This is a genomic window from Sphingobacterium siyangense (assembly GCF_023277505.1).
In the GTDB taxonomy this organism is placed as follows: Bacteria; Bacteroidota; Bacteroidia; order Sphingobacteriales; family Sphingobacteriaceae; genus Sphingobacterium; species Sphingobacterium siyangense.
On sequence record NZ_CP080574.1, the window covers coordinates 212512 to 232416 of the forward strand.

At 36.6% G+C, this 19905-nt stretch carries 18 protein-coding genes; 17 read left to right on the plus strand and 1 reads right to left on the minus strand.

Going from position 1 to position 19905, the window contains the following annotated elements:
- Positions 1-19: 19 nt before the first annotated feature.
- The 17 genes from K2F45_RS00930 to porN all read left to right on the plus strand — a co-directional run bounded on the left by K2F45_RS00930 (position 20) and on the right by porN (position 18512).
- Positions 20-952: a sugar transferase gene (locus K2F45_RS00930; RefSeq protein ID WP_248932832.1), complete on the plus strand. Its 933-nt coding sequence runs from the start codon at positions 20-22 to the stop codon at positions 950-952.
- Positions 953-1308: 356 nt separating this feature from the next.
- Positions 1309-1563: an acyltransferase gene (locus K2F45_RS27400; protein WP_420833030.1), complete on the plus strand. Its 255-nt coding sequence runs from the start codon at positions 1309-1311 to the stop codon at positions 1561-1563.
- Between the two features lie 236 nt (positions 1564-1799).
- Positions 1800-2186 (plus strand): acyltransferase, encoded by a 387-nt coding sequence (locus K2F45_RS27405; protein WP_420833031.1) that lies wholly within the window; start codon positions 1800-1802, stop codon positions 2184-2186.
- Positions 2187-2216: 30 nt separating this feature from the next.
- On the plus strand, positions 2217-3146 hold the full coding sequence (locus K2F45_RS00945; RefSeq protein ID WP_248932834.1) for an NAD-dependent epimerase/dehydratase family protein: 930 nt from the start codon (positions 2217-2219) through the stop codon (positions 3144-3146).
- The gene (locus K2F45_RS00950) at positions 3136-4278 is read left to right on the plus strand and encodes a glycosyltransferase family 4 protein (RefSeq protein ID WP_248932835.1); all 1143 of its coding nucleotides are present in this window, start codon (positions 3136-3138) and stop codon (positions 4276-4278) included. Before K2F45_RS00945 ends, K2F45_RS00950 begins: the two co-directional genes overlap by 11 nt.
- Before the next feature lie 5 nt (positions 4279-4283).
- Positions 4284-5030, plus strand: coding sequence for a glycosyltransferase family 2 protein (locus K2F45_RS00955; RefSeq protein ID WP_248932836.1), 747 nt, complete (start codon positions 4284-4286; stop codon positions 5028-5030).
- Positions 5031-5045: 15 nt separating this feature from the next.
- The gene (locus K2F45_RS00960; protein WP_248932837.1) at positions 5046-5948 is read left to right on the plus strand and encodes an NAD-dependent epimerase/dehydratase family protein; all 903 of its coding nucleotides are present in this window, start codon (positions 5046-5048) and stop codon (positions 5946-5948) included.
- Positions 5949-5980: 32 nt separating this feature from the next.
- Entirely contained in the window at positions 5981-7723 is a 1743-nt protein-coding gene (locus K2F45_RS00965) for a phospho-sugar mutase (RefSeq protein ID WP_248933815.1), read from the plus strand.
- 11 nt (positions 7724-7734) lie between these two features.
- Entirely contained in the window at positions 7735-8586 is an 852-nt protein-coding gene (locus K2F45_RS00970; protein WP_248932838.1) for an aldose 1-epimerase family protein, read from the plus strand.
- Positions 8587-8598: 12 nt separating this feature from the next.
- Complete coding sequence (locus K2F45_RS00975) at positions 8599-10551, plus strand: polysaccharide biosynthesis protein (RefSeq protein ID WP_248932839.1); 1953 nt, start codon at positions 8599-8601, stop codon at positions 10549-10551.
- A gap of 28 nt (positions 10552-10579) precedes the next feature.
- Entirely contained in the window at positions 10580-11539 is a 960-nt protein-coding gene (locus K2F45_RS00980; RefSeq protein WP_276521438.1) for an MraY family glycosyltransferase, read from the plus strand.
- A 10-nt stretch (positions 11540-11549) separates the two neighbouring features.
- Positions 11550-11972, plus strand: a complete 423-nt coding sequence (locus K2F45_RS00985) for a cupin domain-containing protein (RefSeq protein WP_248932841.1) — start codon at positions 11550-11552, stop codon at positions 11970-11972.
- A 145-nt stretch (positions 11973-12117) separates the two neighbouring features.
- Positions 12118-12903 (plus strand): polysaccharide biosynthesis/export family protein, encoded by a 786-nt coding sequence (locus tag K2F45_RS00990; RefSeq protein WP_248932842.1) that lies wholly within the window; start codon positions 12118-12120, stop codon positions 12901-12903.
- A gap of 8 nt (positions 12904-12911) precedes the next feature.
- A complete protein-coding gene (locus tag K2F45_RS00995) occupies positions 12912-15311 on the plus strand; it encodes a GumC family protein (protein WP_248932843.1) in 2400 nt (799 codons plus the stop codon).
- Positions 15312-15504: 193 nt separating this feature from the next.
- Positions 15505-16197 carry an outer membrane beta-barrel protein gene (locus K2F45_RS01000; protein WP_248932844.1) on the plus strand — a complete coding sequence of 231 codons (693 nt, stop codon included), beginning with the start codon at positions 15505-15507 and terminating at the stop codon, positions 16195-16197.
- A gap of 21 nt (positions 16198-16218) precedes the next feature.
- On the plus strand, positions 16219-17517 hold the full coding sequence (gene porK / locus K2F45_RS01005) for a T9SS ring complex lipoprotein PorK/GldK (protein WP_075990604.1): 1299 nt from the start codon (positions 16219-16221) through the stop codon (positions 17515-17517).
- 29 nt (positions 17518-17546) lie between these two features.
- The gene (gene porN, locus K2F45_RS01010) at positions 17547-18512 is read left to right on the plus strand and encodes a type IX secretion system ring subunit PorN/GldN (RefSeq protein ID WP_075990605.1); all 966 of its coding nucleotides are present in this window, start codon (positions 17547-17549) and stop codon (positions 18510-18512) included.
- Between the two features lie 47 nt (positions 18513-18559).
- Here porN and K2F45_RS01015 read toward each other — a convergent pair whose 3' ends face one another.
- On the minus strand, positions 18560-19663 hold the full coding sequence (locus K2F45_RS01015) for a nucleotidyltransferase family protein (protein WP_075990606.1): 1104 nt from the start codon (positions 19661-19663) through the stop codon (positions 18560-18562).
- Positions 19664-19905: the final 242 nt, after the last annotated feature.

Below are 19905 nucleotides of genomic sequence, written 5' to 3' on the forward strand. Positions count from 1 at the left end.
AAATAAGCAAAATATACACATGGATTTAAATACAGCATTGGCACCAATCGTTTTATTTGTTTATAACCGTCCAGAACACACTAGAAAGACCTTGGAAGCTCTTTCCAATAATACTTTGGCTGCCGAGTCTTCTCTTTTTATATTTTGTGATGGTGTAGCTGACTCAGCGTCAGATGAAAATAGAAAAAATAATGAATTGGTTAAGGAAGTAATCGCTTCTAAAGCATGGTGTGGTAGAGTCGAAATTATTACTTCGACATTAAATAAAGGCTTGGCAAATTCTGTTATCTCTGGTGTAAGCCAAATCATTAAAGAATTTGGAAAGGTGATCGTACTTGAAGATGATTTGATCACTAGTACTACATTTCTTCAGTATATGAATACTGCGCTTACTCTTTACGAAAATGAAAATAAAGTTTTTCAAATTGCTGGTTTTAGTTATAACGTGCCAAGTATAGAGCTTAATCACAAAAGTTTTTTTCTTCCTCTGACCTCTACCTGGGGCTGGGCTACATGGAACAGAGTTTGGGAGAATGTAGATTTTGAATGTAAGGATTATGATATCCTTAAGATGGATAAGGAGTTGGCGGATAAATTTAATTTTGAAGGGAGTTATGATTATAAAAAAATGTTTATTCAGCAAATGGAACAGCAAAAGGTCAGTTCTTGGGGAATTCGATTTTATTGGAATGCATTTAAAAATGATAGTCTAATATTATACCCAGATGTCACTCTGGTAAGAAATATTGGTTGGGACGGGTCAGGAAGACATCAAGATAGCTATGACGTTTTTCCTCTAAAATTTTGGGATAGGGACTATCAGATTACTTCATTTCCAGAAGCAATTGAAATGGATGACTACATCGTAAATGAAACAAGAAGTTACATAAAGAAGAGGACCAGTTTTTCTACAAAATTATTGGCTAGGATGATTCAATATTTAAAAAAATAGCGATGAAGCAAATTATAGGATTAATAGCTTTTTACATTTTGACTTTGAAAAGAAAGATGTCAGATAAGTTAAATGATCTTTCTTGTAAAAGTTTTGTTGCCCATGGTCGTGATTGCAATTTTAGAAGGAAGGCAAGTGTAGAAAATAAAACCGATGATATTAATAATATTACTATTGGAAATAGTGTAATTATCGATGGCAGTTTATTGATTTTTAAACATGGAGGTAAGATTATCCTTGGTGATTATGTATACATAGGAGAGGGTTCAAATATTAGATCAGGAGAATTGATCAGTATTGGTAACAATGTTCTAATTTCTCACAATGTAAATATAATAGATTCGAATTCCCACGAAATGAATTATTTAGAAAGGGCCGAATCTTATAAAAACTTATTAAAATTTGGTCATCCATCAGAGCAGGGGGCTGTTGAAACTGCTAAAATAATTATAGAGGATCATGTTTGGATAAGTTATGGCGTGTCGGTTTTAAAAGGTGTTACAATTGGAAAGGGCGCAATAATAGCTGCGGGGAGCGTAGTAACTAAAGATGTTGCTCCATTTACACTCGTTGCTGGAAATCCAGCTACATTTATCAAACAATTGAATTAGAAGTAATGAATAAAATTATAAACTACATATTAAGTAAGCTGATAGGAGTTAAAAGAAGGTATAAGAGTGTTCTGGATGCTGGAGAAAGTAAATTTTTACCAAATTTTAGTATAATCAAAAACCGAGTTAATGGAATGCAGAAGGAGCGAGTTCAGATAGGCAATCAATGTCTATTAGGCACAACAATAATTCTCGAGAGAGATACTTCAAAGGTCAAAATAGGTGATAGAGTATATATGGGAAATAGTAGCATTATTTGCAAATCATCAGTTTCATTTGGAAATGACATTCTAGTAGCTTGGGGTGTTGTGTTTTATGATCACGATTCTCATTCTTTGGATTATAGATTTAGAGATCAAGATGTTAAGCAGACATATATTGATTATGTGAATGAAAAAGGCAACTATCTGAAAAATAAGAATTGGAATGTTGTTAATTCGTTGCCTATAGTTATTGAAGACCATGCTTGGATAGGCGCCGAATCTATGATATTGAAAGGGGTTACGATTGGAAAAGGAGCGATCGTAGGAGCTAGAAGCGTGGTTACGAAAGATGTTCCTCCCTTTACCGTGGTTGCCGGTAATCCGGCAAAAGTCGTAAAAGTTCTAGATATTCAACAATAAAATCTCAAGAGATTTTGATAAAAATATATTATGAATACAGAAAAATTGAAGATTGTTATAATAGGATCGAAAGGATTTATCGGTTCGAATGCATTAAGCTATTTTGAAAATTTGGGACATGATGTTTATGGATGCGGTGTGTCGGAGTATCCATTGGATGAGAAGTATTTTCAGGTTGATAGATTTGCTCCAGATTATAACAATATTTTCAAGTTAGAAAAATTTGATGTTTGTATAAACGCTTCGGGATCGCCTGGAGTGGGTTTCTCACTAGAATATCCTCAAGAAGACTTTAGGATGAATGTAAGTAACGTTTATTCCTTACTTAATGCAATAAGGGTATATAATAAGGATTGTAAATTTATTAATCTTTCAAGTGCAGCAGTGTATGGTAACCCCAAAAAGCTTCCCATCAAAGAAGACTCCAAGTTAGATCCGCTTTCTCCATATGGTTTCCATAAAATGATTACCGAGCAACTTATTTCTGAGTTTTTTCAGGTATTTGGAATATCAACCGTATCGTTTAGAATTTTTTCTGCATACGGCCCCGGTATAAAAAAGCAATTGTTATGGGATATTTATCAAAAATCTATTTCTGCCAACAACAAAGGTGAGGTGGCTTTATTCGGTAAAGGTAATGAGACAAGAGATTTTATTTATGTAGAAGATCTTATGGAGGCATTGAACATTGCTATTCAAAACAATCTTTTCAAGGGTAAAACTTATAATCTGGGTTCGGGCGTAGAAACCTCTATTGAAGATATTGCTTCAACATTTTTAAATATCATTAATCCTTCATTGCAACTTAATTTTAACGGAATTCAAAAACCTGGAGATCCACTGTTTTGGTGTTCGGATATGAGTGAACTGGAGAAATACGGGTTTAAGGTTAAAATAACCATTCAGGAAGGATTGAAAAATTACCATAATTGGCTTATAAATGAAACAAATGAAAAGTAAAAGAATAGGTATTTTATTTATTTTTAAAAGTAGGTGGTTAGGAGGGCTTTATTATCTCATTAATGTAATAAAAGCCTGCAATTATCTTCCTTCGGATGAACAACCTGAAATAGTAGTGTTTTATAATCAGAGAACGCAAAAATATCTAAAGGAAATAGACTATTCTAAAGTGAAATTTGTTGAAGTGGATCTCGACTTCGATTATAAGCGATATTTTAAGTCTTTTTTTCTGAGAAGGAATTTTTATTTTACAAATGATTTTACCCACCACAATTTGGATGTGTTATTTCCTTTCAATGACTTTATTGGTAAAACTTATTCTGAGAATATTGATTTGGTCTCTTGGATTCCAGATTTTCAACACAAATTTTACCCACAATATTTTAACAAATTGAACCTATTTTTAAGAGAATTAAAGTTCAAAAGTATTGTTAAAAATAGTAATGGGCTGATTCTGTCTAGTCAATCTGCAGTAGATCATTTTAAGCAATTTTATCCGATGAAAGCAGCTTTTGCTCCTAAAATAGTGAGATTTACTTCTATTTTCGATGTCGAAGCTTTACCTAGCAAAGAATACGTCACTCAAAAATACAACACTACGAGAGAATACTTTATTGTTAGCAATCAATTTTATGTTCATAAGAACCATTTAATTGTACTAAAGGCTTTAAAAGAATTAAAAAATCGCGGGATTTTTGCAAATATATTAATGACAGGCCGCCCGAATAAAAGCGATGATGTAACCCTAATAAATGAAATTGAAGATTATATTAAGGCGAACGATCTTTCCGACCAAGTCCAATTAGTTGGGTTATTACCAAGAGAAGATCAACTAGCTTTGATGAAATATGCTATTTGTGTTATTCAACCAAGTAAATTTGAAGGCTGGAGTACGGTTATTGAAGATGCAAAGACATTGAAGAGAAGGGTTATTGCGTCTAACCTTGATGTTCATATAGAGCAATTGGGAGATCAAGGTTATTTTTTCGATCCAGAAAATGCTGTCGAACTCGCAAGTTCTATGGACATATTGATAAATGGACCAGAAAGGTTTGTCAACTGGGGGGAATTACCCGAAAGAACCGAAAGATTTGCTCGTAGCTTTTTGCAAGGGCTTTATTCCAAAATTTGATTAGTATGAAAATCTCAATAATTACTGTTTGCTGGAATTCAGCAGCAACAATAGAAAAGACCATTAGATCGCTGCAAGAGCAGAACTATAATGATATTGAATATATCATTGTAGATGGGAATTCTAAAGACGAGACGCTCAATATCATAAAAAAATATCCACAGGTCATTTCAAAGTGGATTTCGGAGCCGGATAAGGGCTTATATGATGCAATGAATAAAGGGATTAAAATGGCTACAGGAGATTATGTGGGTATAGTCAATGCAGACGATACGCTGGCTAGCCCTAATGTAATTAGTGAGACTGTTGACTTCCTAAAGAACCATGATGTCGGTGCGAGTTTAGGCAATATTGTCCAACATAATAATGATGGAAAAATTTTACGACATTACTCTGCAGCAAAATGGTCACCTGAAAAACTTAAAATTGGTTTTATGCCTGCGCATCCAGGTATATTTTTTAAGAGAGAATTATTTGATAAGCTTGGTTACTATGCACTTGACTTCAAAATAGCGGCAGATTATGAGCTGATTACAAGATTCTTCCTTAAAAATAAAATTTCTTGGGCTTACTCTAATATTGTGACTCATCGTATGCTTGTCGGCGGGGTGAGTTCTTCTGGCTGGGAAAGTTATAAAAAAGTTTCCGAGGAAATTATGAAAGCCCTTAAAATGAATCAAATTTCATATAGTACTTTCAAAATTAAATCTCGTGCCGTATGGAAGATATTCGGCTTTTTAAAACGTAAATAATTCTTTTTTCTACCTATGAATGTTATTATTACTGGAGCTTCGGGGTTTGTTGGTCAAAATCTCACAAAGTATCTTATCGAAAATGAGCACATAGTTCAGAGCCTTTCTTTAAGGAATGATAATTGGATCAACCAGTTTGATAATAAGGCGGATGCAATCATACATCTAGCAGGTAAAGCACACGATACAGCGAATACATCACATGATCAGGAATACTTCGATGTTAATTATTATTTGACTGTAAATCTATTTGAAGAGTTTATAAAATCTGATATTAAGGATTTCTTCTATTTTTCTTCGGTGAAGGCTGTAGCAGATTCTGTTGATACTATCGTCCGAGAAGATATAACCGGCAACCCTCTAACGGCTTATGGTAAATCCAAATACCAAGCCGAGCAATATCTTTTAGGGAATAAATTAGCCGAAGGTAAACGTTTGTTTATTATCAGGCCTTGCATGATTCATGGGCCCGGTAATAAAGGTAATCTAAATCTATTATTCAATGTGGTAAAAAAAGGTATCCCTTGGCCGTTAGCTTCTTTTCATAATGAACGCTCTTTTCTAAGTGTTGATAACTTGTCGTTTTTGATTAAGGCGATGCTCGAGACAAAAGATCTTGATTCTGGTATCTATAATTTCGCTGATGACGAATCTCTATCTACGAATGACCTGGTTACATTGATTTCTGAGACCCTCGGAAAAAAACCAAGATTATCTGCAATTCCTTCTGCTTTTATTAAAGCGCTCGTAAAAGCTGGCGATTTTTTGCCTCTTCCGCTGAATTCGGAGCGTTTGAAAAAGCTAACAGAATCATATGTCGTATCCAATGAAAAAATAAAGCAAGCGCTGTATTTAAGGCAACTGCCAATAAGTGCGAAAGAAGGTTTAAAACATACAATACAATCATTCATAAAATAGTGTTTTACACTACTCAATTAACCTTAGTAATGATGGAACTTTTAGATTTAGATAAAAACTTACAAAAAAAAATCGCAGGTTGGTTAACACCAAGTTATGATGAAGAAACCCGTAATGCGGTTCAGCATTTAATCGATAATAATGAGAACACGGAGCTTACAGACTCTTTTTACAGGGATCTTGTGTTTGGAACCGGAGGCTTAAGGGGCATTATGGGGGTGGGCTCCAATCGGATGAATAAGTATACAATCGGTAAGGCAACCCAAGGTCTGTCTAACTACCTTAAAAAACAGTTCCCTGATCAAGAGATTAAAGTGGCGGTATCCTATGACAGCCGCAACAATTCGCAGGATTTTGGTCATCTAGTTGCCAATGTGTTTGCTGCCAACGGCATCAAGGTACATCTGTTCACCGAATTACGCCCGACCCCAATGCTGTCGTTTGCCATCCGCCATTTCGGCTGTCAGAGCGGTGTTATGCTAACGGCTTCACACAACCCAAAGGAATACAATGGTTATAAGGCTTACTGGAACGATGGTTGCCAGCTAACTGCTCCACATGATAGAAATGTCATTGATGAAGTGAACGCAATCACATCGGTTAGTGACATTAAATTTGAGGGAAATACACACAATATCCTTCCTGTGGGGAATGAAATCGATCAGATTTACATTGATGCCAATAAAACATTGAGTATTCACCCAGAAGCTGTATTGGCACAAAAAGATTTAAAGATCGTTTTTTCTCCGATACATGGTACGGGAATTACAATCGTTCCTAAAATGCTGGCTGCCTGGGGATTTGAAAATGTGTCCGTTGTTGCCGAACAAGCTACTCCCGATGGCAACTTTCCAACGGTAGTCTATCCAAACCCCGAAGAGGAAGATGCAATGGCTTTAGCAAAGAAAAAAGGGGAAGAAATTGATGCCGATCTTGTATTGGCGACAGACCCTGATGCCGATCGCGTTGGTATTGTCGTAAAAGACAATCAAGGACAGTTTCAACTGCTTAATGGCAATCAGATCGGTAGCCTGTTGATATACTATGTTCTTAGCGCAAAAAGTCACCTAAAACAATTGGGAGCCAATCCGTATATCGTAAAAACTATCGTAACAACAAATCTGGAGTCAGAAATAGCAAACCATTTCGGTGTGCCTTGTTATGAAACGCTTACAGGCTTCAAATATATTGGTGAACTGATTACCCGTTTAGACGATTCAGCGCAATATCTCGCCGGTGGAGAAGAAAGTTATGGCTATCTTGTTGGCGATCTTGTTAGAGATAAAGATGCATTAAATGCTTGTGCTTTTATTGCCGAAATGACTGCTTATTTCAAAACAGAAGGCAAAACAGTTTATGAAGTTCTCATGGAGATCTACAAAGAGTTTGGTTGCTATCAGGAAAAACTGATCTCTTTGACAAAAAAAGGGAAAGCTGGTGCCGAGGAAATTCAGGCTATAATGTCGGGACTACGCGATAATTTACCGAAGAGTCTTGGAGGTGTTCAAGTCAAGGAAATTCGTGATTATCAACTTTCCCAAACAACAGATATGTTTACTGGCGAAAAAACTGCGATCTTTTTGCCCAAGTCGGATGTGTTACAATTCATAACAGTAGATGGTGACGTAATTTCCGCACGACCATCTGGGACAGAGCCTAAAATCAAGTTTTACTGTTCAGTGAAAGAAAACTTAAAGGATTCAGCTGATTATCCTGGCTTACAACTTGTTCTTCAGGAGAAAGTGGACAGAATGATGAAAGATATCATAGGTTAATAGTTTGATTGATGCATACAATTGAGAATGAATTTCTTAGGGTTGGGATAAAAGAGAAAGGTGCAGAATTACAGTCTGCCGTGGACAAAGGTGATAATTATGAATGGATATGGCAGGCCGATGAGCGATACTGGGCAAAATCTAGTCCAATCCTTTTTCCTATAGTAGGCGCATTGAAGGAAGGTCGGTTTATATATGGCGGACAATCCTACAGTCTACCTAGGCACGGCTTTGCGCGCGATAACAGTTTCGAGCTTGTGGAAAAGACAGAAACAAGCATTGTTTTTTCTTTTCAAGCCAATGAAGCTACACGATATTGTTTTCCTTTTGAATTTTCTTTGCGAATAAAGTATGAATTGAAGGGAAACAGGCTGGAAGTCAGTTATGCTGTTTTCAACCAAGGGACAGAGGAAATCTATTTTTCGCTAGGCGCCCACCCTGCATTTAATTGTTCATACGATCAGGTTGATACGAGATGTTATATAGAATTCCCAGCAGATGATAGGGTGGAACGGTATTTTCTTCATGATAATTTGCTGTCTAAAACTTATAATAAGATCAAATTAGAAAATCACTGTCTATTTTTCAATAAGGAAACTTTTAAAGAGGATGCATGGATACTTAAAAATTTAAATTCCACTTCGGTCCGCTTAAAATCCGACAATAAACAGCTGATATTTTCCTTTGAAGGGTTCCCATATTTTGGATTATGGTCTGTGCCGGGTAGTTCTTTTATTTGTTTGGAGCCATGGCAGGGTTTACCAGACCATATTAATCACAATTTGCTGTTTTCCGAGAAAGAGGGAATTGTAAAGCTTGACGGAACGAAGTCATGGGAAGCAAAATGGAGTATTGCAATTTAACACAACATAAAGATGGAAATTAGGGATAAGCAAAATGATAGTGGAGATCGTCTTAAGGGATTTCTCCGGAAAGATGGACCGCGCTGGTTGGTGTTTCTAATCGACCTTTTTATTGTTTGGTTCAATTTTGTTTTGAGCTATATTCTGGTTATGAAGCATCGCGGTGAAATTTCGTGGCCTATTATGTTATTGGAGTCTGCGATCATGTCTTCAATTTATGTTCTTGTCTTCATTTGGTTTAAGCCTTATCAAAGTATTGTAAGACGTACGGGGTTGCGCGATCTCAAATTAATTGGAAATTGTATCGCCGTTGCGTTTATTATCGGAGTTTCTTTGTCTTACCTATGGGAAGCTATTGTTTCGAACCCAATTGAGAGCCGTTACTATGTTTCCCAAACCCAGCTGCTGTTTCATGCCCTTTTAACTGGGATTTCCATGGCATCCGTTCGTTTGCTCTATAAAACAGCATATCATAGCTTTTTTTGGAACAGCAGACAGAATGCGATCCCGGTTATTTTATTCGGTGCAGGAAATATGGGTCACAATACGTATAATTTATTGCAATTAGGTTCTCGAAATCGCTATAAAGTAGTCGCTATCATTGACGATAATCCCAATAGAATAGGCCGTTATATTCAAGGGATTCGCGTCAGACCGCTTGAAGAACTGAATGAGAAATTGCTGGAGCGCATTGGAGGGGCGCAGGAATTGGTTATTGCAATTGATAATTCATCGCCAGAACGACTAAAGAATATTTCATCGAAAGCTGAGTTGCTCCCAATTAAAATAAAGATCATTCCTAACTCTGCGGCTTTATTGGAAGGAAATGTTGCTGCCCAGCAAATCAGGGCTTTAAAAGTTTCAGATCTTCTCGGCCGCAAAGCGATACAGCTTGACAATCCTATTATTAAGGAGGCGTTGGCTGATAAAGTAGTTCTTGTTACAGGAGGTGCAGGATCTATCGGTTCAGAATTAGTGCGTCAAATTGCATTAGTTACGAGACATTTAATTGTCCTGGATCAGGCTGAATCTGCATTGTATGATATACAACAAGAACTGCGTTCTAATCCTTTTTTTGAACATTTCAATTTTATAGTTGGGGATGTTCGCGATAAGGATTTCATGGAAAGTGTATTTCAGCACTATCGACCTGAATTGATTTTCCATGCTGCTGCATATAAACATGTGCCGTTGATGGAGGCTAATCCTTATGAAGCTATATGGACTAATATTTTTGGATCCTATAATCTTGCTTTATTAGCAGATAAATATGAAGTCGAAAAATTTGTAATGGTTTCGACGGATAAAGCTGTAAATCCGACCAATGTTATGGGGGCGACAAAGCGTGTTGCGGAAATCGCTGTCAGTGTCGTTAATGAGCATTCAAAAACTAACTTTATTGTAACGCGGTTTGGGAATGTGCTCGGTTCAAATGGATCAGTTATTCCATTGTTCGAAAAGCAGATCGAGAAAGGCGGGCCAATTACGATAACTCATCCAGACATTACACGATATTTTATGACTATTCCAGAAGCCTGTCAGCTTGTGCAGGAAGCGGGCGTAATGGGAAATGGGGGCGAGATATTCGTATTTGATATGGGTGAATCGGTTAAGATAATGGACCTAGCAAAACAGATGATCCGCTTAAAAGGGTTATCTTATCCTGAAGATATCGATATCAAAGTCGTTGGATTGCGACCGGGAGAAAAGATCTACGAGGAATTGTTGGCTAACGGAGAAAATACCGAAAAAACTTATCATGAAAAAATCATGATTGCAAAAGTAAATACCCTAAATTTGGCGGAAAAAAAGGTTATAATTGATAATCTCTGTGATTTAGTTAAGCGGGCTAATCCGATGGATGATAAAATGCAGATGGTTTCTTTGATTAAATCCATTGTGCCGGAGTTTAAATCTCAAAATTCTATTTTTGAAAATCTGGATAATAATTTATTAACAAATTAGTACAGGTTAAACTACAATATTTGAAGTAATGATATATATATTTATTTTAATTGGACTGTTCATTTTGGAGCTTGTATATTTCAAAGTCGCAGACAAATTTAACATAATTGACAAACCGAATGAAAGATCGTCCCACAGTACGATAACATTACGCGGAGGGGGCATAATTTTTTATTTCGCGGCTTTGATCTACTTCGTTCAATCTGGTTTTCAGTATCCTTGGTTTTTTCTTGGATTGTCGTTAATGACAATAATATCATTCCTTGATGATATATTCACGCTTTCAAATAAAATACGGCTGTTGATTCATTTTGCATCGGTGTTGTTAATGACTTACCAGTTAGAGGTATTTTCTATGCCTTGGTATTATCTCCTCCTTACATTTATCATTATTGTAGGTGTTATTAATGCGTATAATTTTATGGATGGGATCAATGGCATTACAGCATGTTATAGCTTATCGGTTGGCATTTTACTCTCGATTGTCAATAATCAGCTGATGTTTATAGACCAAAATTTGTTAACTTATTCCCTATTAGGAGTGATCGTTTTTTCTTTTTTCAACTTTAGGATGAAGGCTAAATGTTTCGCCGGTGACGTTGGGTCCGTAGCTATTGCTTACATTTTACTTTTTGCATTAGGCGCTCTTATAATAAAAACCGGTAATTTGATTTATATCTTATTTTTAGCTGTTTACGGATTAGACGCGGTTTGGACTATTATTAGAAGATTATTACGCAGAGAAAATATTTTTGAAGCACATCGTTCTCATTTATATCAATTCTTGGCTAATGAAGCAAAGGTGAATAAACTTTTAGTCTCTTTTGTCTATGGACTATTACAATTTATTGTTGGATATTTGGTTATCCAATACGCTGATGCTTCAGTCTATTTGCAACTTATATTTGCTATTGTTTTACTCACTGTCTTAAGCGCAGTCTATTTGATATTAAAAGCATATATTGTAAAAAAATACGCAATTTATTAATATGATAAGCATGGAACCAAATATAATCCAAGGTGGGATAGCGCAGGATGAACGAGGGTCAATTCGTTTTGTAAATGAATTTGATATGAGTCTAGTCAAACGGTTTTATATTATAAGGAATGCAGATACAGAGTTGACTCGAGGTTGGCGAGGACATAAAATTGAGCAAAGATGGTTTTATGTACTTTCAGGAGAATTTTCATTAGATTTGGTGAAAATCGACAATTGGGCAAAGCCTGATCAATCATTACCAATTCATAATATCGTATTAAGAGCGGGGGAAATGAAGGTGTTGAATGTGCCAAATGGCTATGCAACAGCCTTTAGGGCGTTGGAACAGGATAGTGAATTGTTGGTTTATGCAGATTATCCTTTATCGCATGCTGTAGAAGATGATTTTACCTGGCCTGTTGAATATTTTAAATCAATTTAGATTATTTGCAGGTGAAATTTTTTCAGGCACAAATTTTGCTTATTGGCTTGCGTTTTGTAAACGTCAACGAATTTCAAGTATTTGCAAAAAAAATATAATTTTGTCAATTAGATAATAGCAATCAATTCAAATTAGAAATAAAAACATGCAATCAATTTTAAAGTATGGCCTATCAATGGGGCTCTTTTGCGCCTTGATAATTATATTATTTAGTTCATGTGGATCAAGGAAAAAAATGGTTTATCTGCAAAATGATTCGACGCAGGTAAATACTTTATATGATCAGTATGTGCCCAAAATTCAGGTGAATGATATCCTGACTGTTGTAGTAACAGCTGCTGATCCTAAAGTGACAGCGCCATTTAACCCTATAAGTTCAATAGCAAACGGAAATATGTCCCAAAATACTGATATGGCTTTGCGGCCAACTTATACTGTTGATAATGATGGGAATATAACTTTGCCGATGTTAGGTAAAACCAAAGTTGTTGGTTTGACACGTATTGAAGCAATCGAGAAGATTCGATCAGAGCTTGAGAAATATATCAAAGATCCTGGAGTTAATATAAATTTTAATAACTTCCGGGTTTCAGTATTAGGCGAAGTCGCTAGGCCGGGATCATTTGTGTTACCATCTGAAAGGGTGACGGTATTGGAAGCTCTTGGTATGGCTGGAGATCTGACTATTCGAGGAGTACGTGAAAATGTCATGGTCATTCGCGAAGTTAACGGTCAGAAGACGATGAATCGCTTAGATCTTACAAAGCAAAGCACGCTAAACTCGCCTTATTATTATTTAGCCCAGAACGATGTTATATATGTTGAGCCTAATCAAGCTCAGATCAATAGTTCGAAATTAGGCGCAAATACAAATATTATAATTTCGATATCAAGTCTTTTAATTACCGTCATATCAATATTGACCAGATAATATTATCTATGGAACAGAAATCTATACATCTTAAAGAAGATAAGGAAGAAGAAGTTAATTTAAGGCAGTTATTTGAGCAATATGCCTTCTATTGGAAATGGTTTGTAATTTCCGTTATTCTTTCTTTGGCAGTCGCAGTAGTTTATTTGCGTTATGCGCAGAAGACTTATAGCACAACTGCAAAGATCTTGCTGAGAGATGAACGAAGCGCATCTGCTGGAGAATTGGCCGGGATTGCAGAGTTAAGCAGTAGCATGGGGTTTGGAGGTTCTAGATCTGCTTTCGTGACTGATCAGATTGAAGTACTGACTTCTAGAAGACTGATGCGAAAAGTAGTGGATCAGCATCACCTCAATATAATTTATGAGAAAAAAGGTAATATAAGGTCTTCTGAACTGTTGGAAAGAGATATGCCTTTTTACATACAACCACAAGGGAATTTGGATAGTGTAAGGTTATCAATTAAGGTAAGTTTGGACGAGAAGTTGAATTTAAAGATTACTAATACGACTACTGACGAGAAAATAACTGCAGGTTTCGATAAGATAGTTAAGATAGGTAAAAATTCAATTATTTTTCGGCGTAACGGCTCTTTTCCATTAAATAGGAATGATGATTTTGAGATTAAAGTTATTCCTAGAGACTGGGCCGTAGATCTTAACTTAAGCTCGATTTTGATTTCTCCAAGTAAAGAAATGCAATCTTACATTGTAAACTTTGCTATGGTTTCCACATTAGGGAAAAAGGCAGAATTAGTGTTGAATAGTCTTATAGAAACATATAATGCCGACCTGACAAATGATAAACTTCGAATGACGCGCGCAACTTCTGATTTTATCAATAAGAGACTGGTATTGATTTCAAAAGATCTTTCAGGTGCTGATGAAGAAGCCGCGGAGTTTAAAACTTCCAATTCGATGGTGGATATGGCAACTGAAGCAGGAGTATTTCTCAATAATGCCTCGGAAAATGATAAGAAAGTTTTGGAATACCGCACGCAATTGCAGCTCGTTGATCATATGAATGATTTTTTGAGAAATCAAAAGCCAGGCAAATTGTTGCCATCAAATATAGGCCTTCAAGATGCATCTATTGTTTCAACAATAGCAGAGTATAATAAACTTGTATTGGAAAGAGATGATTTATTAAAATCTGCATCAGAATTAAATCCCACAGTGGTAGCTTTGAATGAGAATATTGAAGAAAGTGATAAAAATATAAGACAATCTCTCGATAACTATCAGAAAGTAACGAAGCTAGCATTAAATAGTATTGAAAGGAAATCTAATGAAATTAAGGGACGCATAAGTTCTATTCCAAATCAGGAACAAGGGTTTAAAAAAATCTCTAGACAGCAGCAGATTGTAGAGTCTTTGTATTTATTATTATTGCAAAAACGAGAAGAAAGTGAAGTCAAAGCTGCAGCGACTCCAGATAACTTAAAAATCATTGATGCTGCGTACAATAATGGCGTACCTGTCTCTCCGCGTGGAGTCATTATCCTCTTTTCAGCCCTGATTATTGGTTTTCTAATTCCATTCGCACTTATCTACATTAAATTCTTATTGGATAATAAGGTTCATTCTAGAAAAGATATAGAGGATATCGTGAAGGCTCCTGTATTGGGTGAGATTCCGAGTGCAGAGGATACAGTCATTCATTTAAATGACCGCTCTTCTTTGGCTGAAGCATTCCGAATTTTGAGAACCAATATGAACTTTATGTTTGGTGCTGATCAAAAGGAAAGCTCAAAAGTTGTATTTGTTACCTCTACAATTTCGGGGGAGGGAAAATCCTTTGTAACGACAAACCTCGCCCAAATCTTATCGATGTCGGGCAAAAATGTACTATTGATAGGTGCGGATATTCGTAGCCCGAAAGTGTTAGACTATTTGGGTTTATCACACTTACAACATACAAATGTGGGTATTACACAGTTTTTGATCAATCCGGATATGGATGTCGATAACATCATCATTAAAAAACCGGGGAATTATGATTTCGATGTAATTTACTCTGGATATATAGCACCAAATCCTGCTGAACTTTTAATGAACGGACACTTTGATGATGTAATTAAGTATGCACGCGAGCATTATGATTATGTTCTTGTTGATACCGCTCCAGTAAGTTTGGTTACCGATACCTTACTAATTGCTCATAATGCTGACCTTACATTATATGTTTCTAGAGCAAATTATCTGGACAAACGCTTATTACAGGTACCTCGAGAGTTATATGTTGATGGCAAGTTGAAAAACTTGGCTGCAATAGTTAATGATGTTGATTTTGCAAAAGGCTATGGTTACGGCTATGGCTATGGCTACGGTTATGGCGATAAAGGGAAGAAGAAAACAGGGATCGCTAAAATTTGGCAGGATCTTAAAGATCGACTAAATATAAAATAAATTTTAGATCATCGAATTTTTGGCCTTATTGTTGTTTAACCCCAAGTCGATACTTCGACTTGGGGTTTGTTTTTTACAATAAAGGCTGAGCACCGTCGTTTTTAATTATATCGTTTTGATTGCTTAGATTTATATGCGATCTATTTGACCTAACCTTAAGAGTTCTTTTATCAGTGAAAAATAAATTATACAAATGAAAAAACAGTTACTATGCGCTTTTGTAGCCTTACTGTCTTTGATGGCTAAGACTACTTTCGGACAGTTTTCTCGACCTATCAGTGTGGGAGCGGGGGCAGGTGTTGCTTTAAATTTTACAGATTTAGCGAATGTCGAACCTAAATTTGCCTTCTATGGAGAGGCTGATTATTTAATTACGCCCTATCTTTCTGTTGGATTGCGAGGTGAAAAAGGAACTTTAGCCGGTAATGGATATGACAGTGAATTTAAAAACAGATATTTTGCTGGCAATATAAATGGTAAAATCCGTATAGGTCAATTTATGGGCCATCCTGATAACTATAGTTATTATACCTTAGAAGCCAATACTTTGTCGAGAGTGCTATCTAATATCTATGTCGGAGCTGGGGCCGGGTTGGTGAAAAATAGAATAAATAGAACAACGTCAAGTTTCTATAAGGATTATCTTGAGAATAATGGAGGTGAACTTTCTAATGATCTGGGCGAAATCCATTTTGTCATTCCTTTAAATATTGGGCTTGATATTCCATTTGGCCGCACGTTGTATGGACCCCAATGGGCAATCAACGTTAATTACCAACATACTTTGACAACAAATGATAATCTTGACGGCGTCAAAAATAAGAGCAATGACCAATATGGCTTTGTTTCCGTGGGTGTAAAATATGCGCTATTCAATCGTAAGTAAGCTAATTGAAAAAATAAACGTATGAAAAATATATTTAAAGCGAATAATAAGCGTCAGCTGTTTGGGCTATTGGCTTTTGCTATATTAATCGGCTTCGCTGCCTGCAAGTCTAATTCCGCTATGTATAAGGCGCCAAAGGTAAATGCTTTTAAGGGCGGTAAGTTGCCCCCGCCACCGGGAATGGTGTATATCCCTTCCGGAACAATACTTTTTAAAGGCTCATTGGATAGTGGAAATGTGGGTAAGAACGTTAGTGTAAGTGCTTTCTTTATAGACGAAACGGAAGTAACCAATAAACAGTACCGTGAATTTGTCAATTGGGTAGCAGATTCTGTAGCCGTAACGGATTACCTGCAGGATGATAGTTATTTTTTGGATATTGCTGGAGAGGAAGTTGGTCAGAAACGTATTAATTGGGCCAAAGTCAAGAAAATTTCTCCGCTTTGGAAGAGTAACGATCCGACTGTTCAGGAGCGTTTGGCTCCTATGTTGGAGATGCGAGGGAATAGACGGGCACTCAATCCAGAAGTGATCAGGTACAGGTTCTCCTATTTACAGTCGAAAGGAAATATGAAAAAGAAATACGTAACAGATACGGTTTCGGTTATGCCCATAGAGGATATATGGACCAAAGATTTTCCAAATGCGCAGCTTGCATCGCTAGATGCGAATTATTTTACGCATCCTTCGTTTGACTATTATCCCGTTGTAGGGGTCACATGGAGACAAGCTCGTGCTTTCACAGATTGGCGCGCTAATGAAATGGCTGCAACAGTATTAAAAAACTCGTATTTAAATGGTTATCAGCTAAGTCTTAGTCTTCCTACGGAAGCCCAGTGGCAATATGCGGCTTCTGGTAAATTGGACCCTCAGGATACAATAGCAGGTTCCCGTATGACGATTGATGGAACGGAAGGTAAAAAGAAATTAGCAGTAAATTTCAAGCAGGGCGAGGGGACATATTCCCGTGACGGTGCAACCTTTACATTGCCTGTTAAATCCTATATGCCAAATGCCTTTGGTGTATATAATATGGCTGGGAATGTATCGGAATGGACATTGGATGCGTATAGTCCCTCTGCAGTCGTGTTTGTAAATGATTTGAACCCCGCTTTATTATATGATGCGGATGCGAAGGATGGTGATGCGCTCAAACGTAAGGTGGTACGTGGCGGTTCCTGGAAAGATAATGGTGAGCAGCTGAATAGTGAAACCAGAAACTATTCCGTAGATTATGAACCACATTCCTATATCGGTTTCCGTTGTGTGATGTCGGCGTTCGAAATGCCTACCGTACAAAGTAAAACACGGAAGTATTAATTCATTGATCACCATATAAATTAAACGTGATGAACATAAAAATATTGACGACAGTTTTGATGGGGTTAGGCATTGGAACTGCTACAGCACAAGAAAATATAATTCCCGATACACTTAATGTAAACGTTTCTCAGGAGGTCATCCAGGATACTATTCCGACAACAGATGGATTCTATCAGGCAAATAATATGGAAGATGCTGTGCCCTTTGCTTATCCGGAGGTTAATAAAAAGAATATTCGTTTTTATAAACGCGTCTGGCGAGATATTGACCTGAAAGATGAGAAGAACGCTATATTGGCTGTGCCGGGAAATTCTTTAATAGAGGTGATTATGAAAGCCATTGAAAAGGGAAAGCTATCGCTATATAGCCCAGACGATGATTCTTTTAAAGGAAGATTAAGTGCACAGGAGGGTATGGCAAGATTTGCAGACAGCGTGCTTGTGCCCATTTTTGATGGTGAAGGAAACCAGATTGATTCCAAAATGGCGCTGAACGAATTTGATCCAGCTCGTGTGACTAAATTCCGCGTAAAAGAGGATATCTTTTTTGATAAACAGCGTAGTAGGCTTGAAACGCGTATTATTGGCGTGGCTCCCTTGATGAATATAACAACTTCGGCTGAACTGGCAGAATCGGTCGGTGCTACACCAGCGTTTTGGCTTTACTTTCCGCAGTTACGTTATGCTTTGGTTCAGGTCGATATCTCCGATCCGGACAAAGGGCTGTATGAGATGAGCATGGATGATTTTTTCGTACAGAACAAGTTTGCAAGCACAATTGTACGTGAATCCTCTCCAGGAATGTTACAGAATCTAAAAGATACCGAAAATGGTGGGCAGCAGCTTGATGGAAAGAAAGTCGAGGAAAAGCTGGATGCTTATAAGAAAAAATTATGGAGCAATCCAAAAGGTGTAAAGGCCGAAGAGCTTGAAGGTAATCAAATTCAGCTCCAAAAGAAAGAGAGCAGTACTCCTACTGAACAGAAATTATAACTCTAATATAAAAAGACTTCCCGAACAGGGAAGTCTTTTTATATTTTTTAATCACTGTCTTTGCCAATAAATCTGGAATACGAGTGGACAAGTGTGAAGAAAAAAACTTCTTGCGGCGCATATCGCACGTATCTATTAAAGTTTTTCCATAATCTTTTAGGTCCTTCCGGCAGTGAGGATATGGCATTGATGACCTTTCCATCTTCGAACCGCTCATCATGAAAGCCAAAATTGCCCGAATACCAAATTTCAGTCATCATCCAATCTGCATCTAAATTTTCAGGGTAAGGAAAAGGAATTTCATCGATTGATAATCCCAGATACTCAACTAAAATCTTATGTAATAAATGTATCCAATCTATAATGCCGCTTTTGGTATACATTTCCAATAAATCTTCTTTATTTATCGTAGTATGGGATGCATGATATAAACGAGCTGAATCGCATAATTGACGTAAACCGATACCAAAAGAAATCATATGTTTTAATATATGTCCATTCACTTGGAGAAGCTGCAATTCTGGAGCAAGTAAGCGAATAGAAGTATCTTCGATTGTTAGTGTTTGCTTCAGGTCTCTATAACGTTCTTTTAATCTACGTAGATAGTTGAGCTTAAATGGGCTTCTGATATCAAACAATTTCTTATGATGTTCAATGCAGATATTCCTCCATGCATAGTCAAGACTAAATCCTGCAGTGTCACGAAATTTTATTGAATTCTTTTTTAGATAATCTCTAGCTTCAGCATATCCATTGTTATCAAAATACCAGTCTATATCTCCGCATGTCCGGTGATTGGGGATGCGATAGCAGGAAGCTATGCCCTGTCCCTTTAACAAAATAGGTCTGAGGCCCATTGCGTTAAAAAGGGTGAATTGCTCCGCAATTACAGTATTCATCTTTTCATTCTGTCTTTCAATATTATCCATGCGAACAACCCATTTCATTCTAAGGGACTGGGGGGGAAGCTGCTGTTCCTCTAAAAAAGAAAAACTATCGTAAATAATGCCTTCAACTGTATGATTTATTGCATATTTTCGGATTGTATTCCAATCTTCCGAGGTCATGGGCTGTATCATTGATAGTCGACCTTTCCCCCAAAGCCCTATACGCAATAATTGAAAAAAAATATCCTTAAGCTGATTGTTCATTTAGATGTGTAATATCAATTTGTTATGCTAATATAATAAATTTACTATCTAAGAAGCGTTTATGTTCTAAATACAAAGTAGCGAGGTGATTAAGGTGGGCTTAGGTTACAAATTGTCGATGACTGAGAAATTGTAAAATTAAAGGTTGGGAACGAAGTTCCCAACCTTTTTGCACTTACAAAATATACCTAAATATTTTTTAAAGATACATTAAAAATTGTAAAAGGAGCATGTAACTAATT